This window comes from Pseudomonas fuscovaginae SE-1, assembly GCF_000364705.1.
Taxonomy (GTDB): Bacteria; Pseudomonadota; Gammaproteobacteria; order Pseudomonadales; family Pseudomonadaceae; genus Aquipseudomonas; species Aquipseudomonas fuscovaginae_A.
This window is the reverse complement of record NZ_AQOH01000354.1, coordinates 1-9,165: the sequence shown is the minus strand read 5'-3', so window position 1 is coordinate 9,165 and position 9,165 is coordinate 1. Positions and strand designations below refer to the sequence as shown.

Below are 9,165 nucleotides of genomic sequence, written 5' to 3'. Positions count from 1 at the left end.
CGGGTGGCCGTGGCTGCGTCGGGTCGCCGTCGAGCCACTGGTTCACATCGAAGTAGTAAAGCTGCTTTGACCACAGCAGGCCGGCCAGGGCCTGGCGCTGGACGAGGCGGGCATCGGCATCGTCAAGCCCAGCCTGCAGGGCGGTGTAGAAGTCGTCGGCCTCCTGTCGGCGGGTGGCGAACAGGTGTCGGGCATTGAGCCGTGGTGCCTGCGCTGGTGCGAAGCGCAGATGGACGGTCCGGGTTTCGCCACCCTGCAGTTCCAGGCAGAAGTGCGCTGCCACCCGGGTTCCGCCATCCTGGCGGATACTGGCGGCACCGCTGACCAGGTGATCGTTGATGCCGTCCTTGAACGGCCCGTCGGCCTGCGAGCCGTGGAGACGACGGGTGTTGGTCTCGTTTTCGCAGAACAGCCATTCGAACGCTGCGTCGCCCCAGGCGCTGGCCTGCATCGGCTCACAGCCGGCGTGCCGGGCATCGACCCGTTCGCCCTGCAGGCTCAGGCTCGGTTTGCGGGCATGCGGGGTCCAGCTCCAGTCGTTGCGCGCCCAGACCTGCGGCAGCACGCGCAGGCGGGCAGGCTGGTGGAAACGGTTGTGCACGCTGACCCGCATGACGATATCGTCCGGGGCTTGCTTGGCGTATTCGACCGTGACGTCGAAATAGCGATCGTCCTCGAACACCCCGGTGTCGAGGATCTCGTATTCGGCATCGCCGAGACCACGCCGGGCGTTTTCCGTGACCAGGTCATGATAGGGAAAGGCGGCCTGCGGGTACTTGTAGAGCATGCGCATGTACGCATGGCTGGGGACACCGTCGAGGTAGAAGTACACTTCCTTGACGTCTTCGCCGTGGTTGCCTTCGGCGTTGGTCAGGCCGAACAGCCGCTCCTTGAGAATGGGGTCGCGCTCGTTCCACAGCGCCAGGCCCAGGCACCAGTGCTGGGATCTGTCGGAGAACCCGGCCAGGCCGTCCTCGCCCCAGCGGTAGGCCCGGCTGCGGGCATGGTCATGGGGGAAATAGGCCCAGGCGTCGCCGTCGGCACTGTAGTCCTCACGGACCGTGCCCCACTGGCGTTCACTGAGGTAGGGCCCCCATTCGCGCCATTGGGCGGCGCTCGCGCCGGCCAGGCGCCGGCCTTCAACGGTCTCGAAAGCGCTTGTCGCAGGTTTTGCCGTCATCGGGTACTCCGTCGCGATTGGCAGCGCGGTGCGCTGCGAGCCAGCGGTCCAGTGGTGTCGCGGCCTTACGCCTGGCGTTGAAGGAACATCGCCAGGCCCACTTCCTCCAGGTGCAGTCCCTTGCGCAACCTCGGCTTGGGCAGTTTTGCCAGTTCGCCGAGAGCGAAGGCTTCGAGGACGCTAGGATGGATATAGCACTTGCGGCACACGGCCGGGGTATTGCCCAACTGTCTGGCGACGCTCTTGACCATTTCGACGATCTGTCTTTTCGCCTCGGCTTGCGGTTCCCAGTCCAGTTCGCGCAGGACGGTCAGGGCCATGGCGCTGCCGGCCCAGGTGCGGAAATCCTTGGCGGTGAAGTCGGCACCGGTCAGTTCGCGCAGGCAGGCGTTGACGTCCGAGGAACTGACGACGTGGCGTTCGCCGTTCTCGTCGAGGTACTGGAACAGGTGCTGGCCGGGCAGTTCCAGGCAGCGCTTGAGTACCGTGGCCAGGCGTCGGTCCCTGACCGTGACCCGGTGTTCCACGCCGCTCTTGCCGCGGAACTGGAAGGCAATGGCGCTGCCGTTGATCTCGACATGGCGGTTGCGCAGGGTGGTCAGGCCGTAGGAGCGGTTCTCCCGGGCGTAGCGGCTGTTGCCGATGCGGATCAGCGTGGCGTCGAGCAGGCTGATCACCGTGGCCATCACCTTGTCGCGGTTGAAGCCCGGCGTTGCCAGAGTCGCCTGCAACTGTTGCCGCAACCTGGGCAGCGCCTTGCCGAAGGCCTGCAGTCGCGAGTACTTGTCCTGGTCGCGGATCTCCCGCCAGCGCGGGTGATAACGGTACTGCTTGCGGCCCCGGGCGTCGCGGCCGGTGGCTTGCAGGTGACCTTGCGGGTCGCTACAGATCCACACATCGGTGTAGGCCGGCGGGATGGCCAGTGCATCGAGGCGTCGGATTTCGTCCCGGTCGCGAATGCGCTCGCCGTCGGCATCGAAGTAGACGAAGCGGTCGCGCGACCGCTTGCGGCGGATACCCGGCTGAGTGTCGTCGACGTAATGCAGTTCGGCGGGCAGTTCGACGGTCGCTGAAGCATCGGGCATGGCGGCGTCCTTGAAGGCGAATCAGGCGGTATGAGCGATTGACCGCAGCCGTGCCCGGAGGTGCCTTTTATCACGCCAGTACGGCCACCGCCTTGATCTGTGCCCAGAGACGCTGGCCGGGCTGCAGTTGCAGTTGGTCCCGGGAGTAGCGGGTGATCCGCGCCAGTAGCGGGGAGCCGTCGGCGTCGAGCCTGAGCAGGACATGGGCCTGGTTGTCCGCGGCGGTTTCGCCGGTGACGGTGACCGGCAGGCGGTTGAGAATGCTGCTGTGTTCTTCCGCTTGCAGGCTGAGGCTGACGTCCCGTGCCTGGACCTTGCAGCGCAGTTGCGTGCCGATGGCCAGCGGGGCGTGGGCGACACGCAGGCTCGATGCACTGCCTGGCAGTTGCAGGGTGACGAGTTGGTAGTGCGGATCGTAGGCGCTGATCTGGCCTTCGATCACCACGCCAGCATCGTTGCCCAGGGCCATGGGCAGGTCGAGTCGCGCCAGGGTGTCGCCGATCGGGCCGCTGGCCACTGCCTTGCCGGCGGAGAGCAGGACAATGTGGTCGGCCAGACGGGCGACTTCATCCTGGGAGTGGCTGACGTAGAGTACCGGAATGTCCAGCTCGTCATGCAGCCGTTCCAGGTACGGCAGGATCTCGCCCTTGCGCTGACTGTCGAGCGCGGCGAGGGGTTCGTCCATCAGCAGCAGTCGGGGGCTGGTGAGCAGCGCGCGGGCGATGCCGATGCGCTGGCGTTCGCCCCCCGAGAGGTGCTGCGGGTGGCGTTTCAGCAGATGGCTGATGCCCAGCAGTTCGGTGGCGTGGAGCATGTCGACCCGGCGTTGGGCGCGCGGGATACGGCGCAGGCCGAACTCCAGGTTCGCCCGTACCGACAGGTGCGGGAACAGGCTGGCTTCCTGGAACACATAGCCCAGGGCACGCTTGTGCGGTGGCACGAAGAGTTGGCGGCGGCTGTCCTGCCAGACTTCGTCGTTGACCTGGATGAAGGCCTGCGGGGCCTTTTCCAGGCCGGCGATGCAGCGCAGGCAAGTGGTCTTGCCCGAGCCGGAGTGGCCGAACAGGGCGGTCACGCCGCGCCCCGGCAGGTGCAGGTCCAGATCCAGGGCGAAGCCCGGGTAGCTCAGTTGCAGGCGGGCCTGTATCGAGGCGGTCATGGCTCAGCTCCAGCCCATCTTGGTTTGTCTGCCCGAATACAGCGCCAGCAGGACGAGGAAGGAGAACACCAGCATGGCGCTGGCCAGCCAGTGGGCCTGGAGGTATTCCATGGCCTCGACGTGGTCGTAGATCTGGACCGAAACCACGCGGGTCTTGTCCGGGATGTTGCCGCCGATCATCAGCACCACGCCGAACTCGCCGACGGTGTGGGCGAAACCGAGGATCGCGGCGCTGATGAAGCCGGGTCGCGCCAGGGGCAGGATCACGCTGAAGAAGGTGTCCCAGGGATTGGCGCGCAGGGTCGCGGCCACTTCCAGCGGACGGGTGCCAATGGCGCTGAAGGCGTTCTGTAAAGGTTGCACCACGAACGGCATCGAGTAGATCACCGAGCCGATGACCAGCCCGGTGAAGCTGAAGGTCAGGGTACCCAGGCCGATGGCCTGGGTGAACTGCCCGATGAAGCCCTGGGGCCCGAAGGCCAGCAGCAGGTAGAAGCCGATCACTGTCGGCGGCAGCACCAGCGGCAGGGCCACCACGGCGCCGATCGGTACGCGCAACCAGGAGTGGGTGCGGGCCAGCCACCAGGCGATCGGTGTACCGACCAGCAACAGGATCGCCGTGGTCAGCGAGGCCAGTTTCAGCGTCAGCCAGATCGCGGCGAAGTCGGTACTGTCGAGCGGCATTTACAGGGCGTAGCCGTAGGCGTGGATGATGGCTGCGGCTTTCGGGCCTTTCAGGTACTCCACCAGGGCCTTGGCGGCGGCATTGTCCTTGCCCTTGTTGAGGATCACCGCGTCCTGCTTGATCGCCTCATGCATGTCGGCCGGGACGATCCATGCCGAACCGCGGGTGACCTTGCCGTCCTTGTAGATCTGCGACAGGGCGACGAAGCCCACCTCGGCATTGCCGGTGGAGATGAACTGGTAGGCCTGGGTGATGTTCTGGCCGGTGACCAGCTTGTCCTTGACCTTGTCGGTCAGGCCCAGCTTGGCCAGTACCTGGGTGGCGGCCAGGCCGTAGGGCGCGGCTTTCGGATCGGCGATGGACAGGTGCTGGTACTGGTTGTCCTTGAGCACCTGGCCCTTGGCGTCGACGTAACCGTCCTTGGCCGACCACAGGGCCAGGGTGCCCACGGCGTAGGTGAAGCGCGAGCCAGCCACGATATCGCCTGCCTTCTCCAGCTTGGCCGGGGTGGTGTCGTCGGCGGCGAGGAACACTTCGAATGGCGCGCCGTTCTTGATCTGGGTATAGAACTGGCCGGTGGCGCCATAGGCGGCGATCAGCTTGTGCCCGGTGTCTTTCTCGAACTCGCTGGCGATGGCCTGGATCGGCGCGGTGAAGTTGGCGGCGACGGCCACCTGGACTTCGGCGCCCTGGGCCGAGGCGAAGGCGAAAACGCCGAGCAGAGCGGCGAAGCAGGTCGGGGCAAGGCGTGAGGCACGAGTGATCATGAAGCAGCTCCGTTCGAGGGGCGGGCGTCGCTTGTTATAAGAAATGTGCGGTGCCGGCTGAGGTGAATCGCTATATATCGAAATATATAGCGATTTCATGGTCAAGGCGAGTGGACTGAACGGCAGGGTGCCGACCAGCGAGATCAGCGGTTGGTGGCAGAAGAAGTCGATGTTCAGCGGAGCTTGCACCGCGTGGTGAAACGCTTCGGTGTGCTGGCGGATCTATTCGGCGGTCAGCATGGCCGCCGCCATCGATTCGCTGGGCAGCCTACGCTGGCCGATGTCCGCGCGAGCACCCGGGCAAGTGCGCGGACGGGGGGACGTCAACCGTTAAGGCCGGCGCGGCGCAGGGTGAAATTGATGCGCTGCGCGCCCAGTACGGGGTGGTGACCGTCCTTGATCGGCAGGATGCCGTGAAAGCGCAGGCGATCGACGCCGCCCCAGACCACCACATCGCCATGCAGCAGCGGGATGCGCTGGCTCCGGTCGGCCCGCTGGTGGCCGCCGAACAGGAACATCGCCGGCAGTCCCAGCGAGACCGAGACCACCGGAGCGCTGAGGTCGCGTTCGTTGCGGTCCTGGTGCAGGGACATCTTCGCCCCCGGTACATAACGGTTGATGAGGCAGGCGTCGGGCGTGAAACCCTCGAAACCCGCGGTCCGTGCCGCGTCCACCGCCAGTTGCCGGATCATCGTGGGCATGGCTGGCCAGGGCTGGCCGCTGTGCGGGTCGACAGCGCTGTAGCGATAGCCGTCATGGTCACTGGTCCAGCCCCAGTCACCGCAGCTGCTCAGGCCGGCGGACATGGTGAAACCACCCGGGGTGACCATCTGGCGAAAGGGCGCCTGGCGCAGAACCTGGCGCAAGGCGGGGAGCAGGTGCTCGACCCGGGGCAGGGCAAAACCGCGCAGAACCCAGGATTGCTCGCCGATTTGCTCGTGGCGTTGGGGCTGCCGCGGTTCTTCGTCGGCAAACAGATCGAGGTTCATGCGCTGCCCACGGTCTGCGCTTACAGCGCCTTGCTGACTTTCACGTCGGCAATCACATCGTTCTTGCCATGCACGGCTTCCAGTGCGGCGCGGGCCTCGGCCTCGGTGCCGTTCTCCAGCTGGGCGAACTCGAAACGGCGTTCGCCGTTGAGGGTGTACTTGATGACGTATTTGGTAGTCACGGTCATTCCACTCATTAAAAGGAAAGGGGGAGGCTTCAGCGCAGCTTCGAGGCGGAGCGACGGATGATGCGGATCGAATGCTTCAGGTTCGGCTTGCGGGTGACGCTGATGGCGCGCTTGGTCACCACGGTGTCGAGGGTGATGTTCCAGAAACCGGTGCTGGGTACGGTGATCCGCGCCGGAAAGGTGTCGAAGGCGCCCCCGTGGTAGGTGTGGCGACCGCCGTTCTTGAAGCTGCGGAAGTTGGCGTCGCTCATCAGGCGGATGTTGCAGGTCTGGGAGCATTCGATCACGACGATGTCGTCTTCGTTGAGGTGCTCGCGCTGGTGGATGAATTTCATGACCGCCTCCAGAAGGCTTTTTCTACAAAATCAAAAAGATAGCATGTGGCGCAGCCAGATTTTACCGCTGCGATGGATTGATGGGCCGGGCAGGGTGACAAGTCTGACGGATGACACTGGCTTGTCGCCATAAAAGTTGGATTAAATTCCTCTGCACAACGGAGAAAAACCGTGTTGATGCTGTCGGAGCGTCTTTATTGGAGGGTTTTTCATGAAGTGGGGCGCTTGGGTCGCAGCGGTGCTGGCGTTGGGCGGGTGTGCAAGTGTTTCGGAAATCCAGCAGACACCGCCGACGCTGAATGTGATTTCGGGCAAGAAGCCCAATGAATATGCCAGTTGCGTCGATACGATTCTGAACAAGAGCCGCGGCCCCTCGTTGCTGACCCCGCACAAGAGCGGGATCCGGATGGTGGTGCGCGATCGTCTGTCGAGTTCGCCGGCGGCGCTGCTCGATATCGAGGAACGTTCCGGCGGCAGCAGCATCCGGCTCTATGAAAGCATGTCGAACAACCCGTTGCGCTCCAGCGCCGTCCTCGATGCGGCGACCCGTTGTATTTCAGGCCAGCCTTGAGGCCGGCCTGGGCATCCGGGTCACTTGCAGATCACGATCACGGTGCGGCTTTTGAAATTGCCGACGTCCACGCCCAGGGTCTTGTCGCTTTCCTTCGGTTGCGGTGTACCATCGGTGCCGACGATGGTGTAGCCGGTACCGGCGCAGGAGTCATCGGCCTTTTCGTAGCACTTGGCCCAGGACATCGCCTCGCCGGAGCAGTCGATTTCCAGGCCTTGCTGGCCGTTGTTCAGGTAGGTTCTGGAGGCCGTTGCGCATCCCGCCAGGGCCAGTACCGCGAGCAGTGCCAGTAAACGCTTCATGTCGTTCAGCCTTTATTTTTCGCGGCGCTTGGCCGTCGGGGCGGGGGTGTCCTCGAACACCGAGGCCACTTCACTGGCCAGGGCTTCGCTGGCGAACGGCCCGGCGATCTGTTCGCCGTCGACACCGGCCACCCACCATTGGCCATCGGTGGCCTGGGTAATCAGGTAACCGTTCACTTTCTTCACTGCCGACATCGATCCGTCTCACTGGTTGGGGAAATAGCACAATGATAGCGCAGAACCCGGTGCGAACCGCTATCAGCGGCTATAATCAAGGCTTTGAAGATGGGGCAGGGGACATTCGGCAACCGCCTCGGATACTGGGCGTCAGACTATTTGTCGATGCCTTGGAACTATCTGCCACAGTTTTTCTCTATGTTGAGGTCAGTATGCTATCAGCGGGGCATTGTAAGGTGACCGCCGCCTGATTAGACTGCGCCGAAACTCGTACACACCGCCCTTTTTAAGGACTCATATGATCAAGAAATGCTTGTTCCCAGCAGCCGGTTACGGTACTCGCTTCCTGCCAGCGACTAAAGCCATGCCCAAAGAAATGCTGCCGGTGGTGAACAAGCCACTGATCCAGTACGGCGTCGAAGAAGCGCTGGACGCTGGCCTGAACGAGATCTCGATCGTCACCGGCCGCGGCAAGCGCGCGCTGGAAGACCACTTCGACATCAGTTATGAGTTGGAAAACCAGATCAAGGGCACCGACAAGGAAAAATACCTGGTCGGCATCCGCCGCCTGCTGGACGAGTGCTCGTTCTCCTACACTCGCCAGACCGAGATGAAAGGCCTGGGCCACGCCATCCTGACCGGCCGTCCGCTGATCGGCGACGAGCCGTTCGCCGTGGTGCTGGCGGACGACCTGTGCGTCAACCTGGAAGGTGATGGCGTGCTCAAGCAGATGGTCAAGCTGTACAAGCAGTATCGCTGCACTATCGTGGCGATCATGGAAGTCGACCCACAGGAAACCAGCAAGTACGGTGTGATCGCTGGCGACCTGATCGGTGACGACCTGTACCGCGTCCGCAACATGGTCGAGAAGCCGAAGCCGGAAGACGCTCCATCGAACCTGGCGATCATCGGTCGCTACATCATGACCCCGGACATCTTCAACCTGATCGAGCAGACCGAGCCGGGCAAGGGTGGCGAGATCCAGATCACCGATGCCCTGATGAAACAGGCGCAGGACGGTTGCGTAATCGCCTACAAGTTCAAGGGCAAGCGTTTTGACTGCGGTGGTGCTGAAGGCTACATCGAAGCGACCAACTTCTGCTTTGAGCATTTCTACAAGACCGGCAAGGCTTACTGATCGGGCCTGTTTTTGTAGAAAGTGTTAGAAAGCCACCTTTTGCAGGCTGAGTGAAAACCTGGCGATCGGTTGGTTAAAGAAAATGCCCGTATCGCAAGATACGGGCATTTTTCTTATGATGCGCCAAGCATGGCGCGCAGCGCCGTGACAGGCTATGTTCGGGCTGTGGTGGTGAGCCGGACGACCTGGATCAGGCGATCCATCCGCTTCCTGTTCGTCAGGCCAGCTTTGCCTTGAGCTTCCTTAGGCTATGTATGAAATCGCTTGAAACTAGGTTATGCGGCGTTAAAAGCCGGCTCGGAATGCTCATTGACAACCAGTCAACTGCGCTTCCTCGCCGGCTTTTGCCTTGCCTAACCTGCGTTTAAAACAATTTCATACACAGCCTAGATTCGCAGTCGCCCACGACATCCTTGTCTCTGGCTAACACTTCCTCTTGTCGGGTGTGCGGAGGACTTTCACCTCCAACAAGCCTTACGACAACAGCTTACGCCATCTTTGGCCCTCTATTCTCTTAAGTGAACAGAGTAATGAGGTGCAGGAATTTATAAGAAACAGCCTACATGAATTAATTGTTTGTAGGTTTTTT

11 protein-coding genes and 1 pseudogene are annotated in these 9,165 nt (G+C 62.6%); 2 read left to right on the top strand and 10 right to left on the bottom strand.

The window, feature by feature from the left end; genetic code table 11:
* The 8 genes and pseudogenes from K675_RS0127955 to K675_RS0127920 all read right to left on the bottom strand — a co-directional run.
* Positions 1-1,180, bottom strand: a pseudogene (locus K675_RS0127955) (MGH1-like glycoside hydrolase domain-containing protein); the annotation flags it as partial.
* A gap of 65 nt (positions 1,181-1,245) precedes the next feature.
* The gene (locus tag K675_RS0127950; protein WP_017906763.1) at positions 1,246-2,265 is read right to left on the bottom strand and encodes a DNA topoisomerase IB; all 1,020 of its coding nucleotides are present in this window, start codon (positions 2,263-2,265) and stop codon (positions 1,246-1,248) included.
* A gap of 70 nt (positions 2,266-2,335) precedes the next feature.
* Positions 2,336-3,424 (bottom strand): molybdenum ABC transporter ATP-binding protein, encoded by a 1,089-nt coding sequence (gene modC, locus K675_RS0127945; protein WP_017906762.1) that lies wholly within the window; start codon positions 3,422-3,424, stop codon positions 2,336-2,338.
* 3 nt (positions 3,425-3,427) lie between these two features.
* Positions 3,428-4,108: a molybdate ABC transporter permease subunit gene (modB, locus tag K675_RS0127940; RefSeq protein WP_017906761.1), complete on the bottom strand. Its 681-nt coding sequence runs from the start codon at positions 4,106-4,108 to the stop codon at positions 3,428-3,430.
* Positions 4,109-4,876, bottom strand: a complete 768-nt coding sequence (gene modA / locus K675_RS0127935; RefSeq protein ID WP_026145596.1) for a molybdate ABC transporter substrate-binding protein — start codon at positions 4,874-4,876, stop codon at positions 4,109-4,111. It lies immediately after the preceding gene.
* Between the two features lie 323 nt (positions 4,877-5,199).
* Positions 5,200-5,865 carry a DNA oxidative demethylase AlkB gene (gene alkB, locus K675_RS0127930; protein ID WP_017906759.1) on the bottom strand — a complete coding sequence of 222 codons (666 nt, stop codon included), beginning with the start codon at positions 5,863-5,865 and terminating at the stop codon, positions 5,200-5,202.
* A 20-nt stretch (positions 5,866-5,885) separates the two neighbouring features.
* The gene (locus tag K675_RS33465; protein WP_198291700.1) at positions 5,886-6,047 is read right to left on the bottom strand and encodes a hypothetical protein; all 162 of its coding nucleotides are present in this window, start codon (positions 6,045-6,047) and stop codon (positions 5,886-5,888) included.
* A gap of 35 nt (positions 6,048-6,082) precedes the next feature.
* A complete protein-coding gene (locus K675_RS0127920; RefSeq protein WP_017906757.1) occupies positions 6,083-6,388 on the bottom strand; it encodes a DUF1883 domain-containing protein in 306 nt (101 codons plus the stop codon).
* A gap of 211 nt (positions 6,389-6,599) precedes the next feature.
* Between K675_RS0127920 and K675_RS0127915 the strand changes: the two genes are divergently transcribed.
* Positions 6,600-6,959 carry a hypothetical protein gene (locus K675_RS0127915; RefSeq protein WP_017906756.1) on the top strand — a complete coding sequence of 120 codons (360 nt, stop codon included), beginning with the start codon at positions 6,600-6,602 and terminating at the stop codon, positions 6,957-6,959.
* 20 nt (positions 6,960-6,979) lie between these two features.
* Here the strand turns inward: K675_RS0127915 and K675_RS0127910 are convergent, their stop codons facing one another.
* A complete protein-coding gene (locus tag K675_RS0127910; protein WP_017906755.1) occupies positions 6,980-7,261 on the bottom strand; it encodes a hypothetical protein in 282 nt (93 codons plus the stop codon).
* 12 nt (positions 7,262-7,273) lie between these two features.
* On the bottom strand, positions 7,274-7,456 hold the full coding sequence (locus K675_RS0127905; RefSeq protein ID WP_017906754.1) for a hypothetical protein: 183 nt from the start codon (positions 7,454-7,456) through the stop codon (positions 7,274-7,276).
* 280 nt (positions 7,457-7,736) lie between these two features.
* Here K675_RS0127905 and galU point away from each other — a divergent pair, with 280 nt between their 5' ends.
* On the top strand, positions 7,737-8,576 hold the full coding sequence (gene galU, locus K675_RS0127900; RefSeq protein ID WP_026145595.1) for a UTP--glucose-1-phosphate uridylyltransferase GalU: 840 nt from the start codon (positions 7,737-7,739) through the stop codon (positions 8,574-8,576).
* Positions 8,577-9,165: the final 589 nt, after the last annotated feature.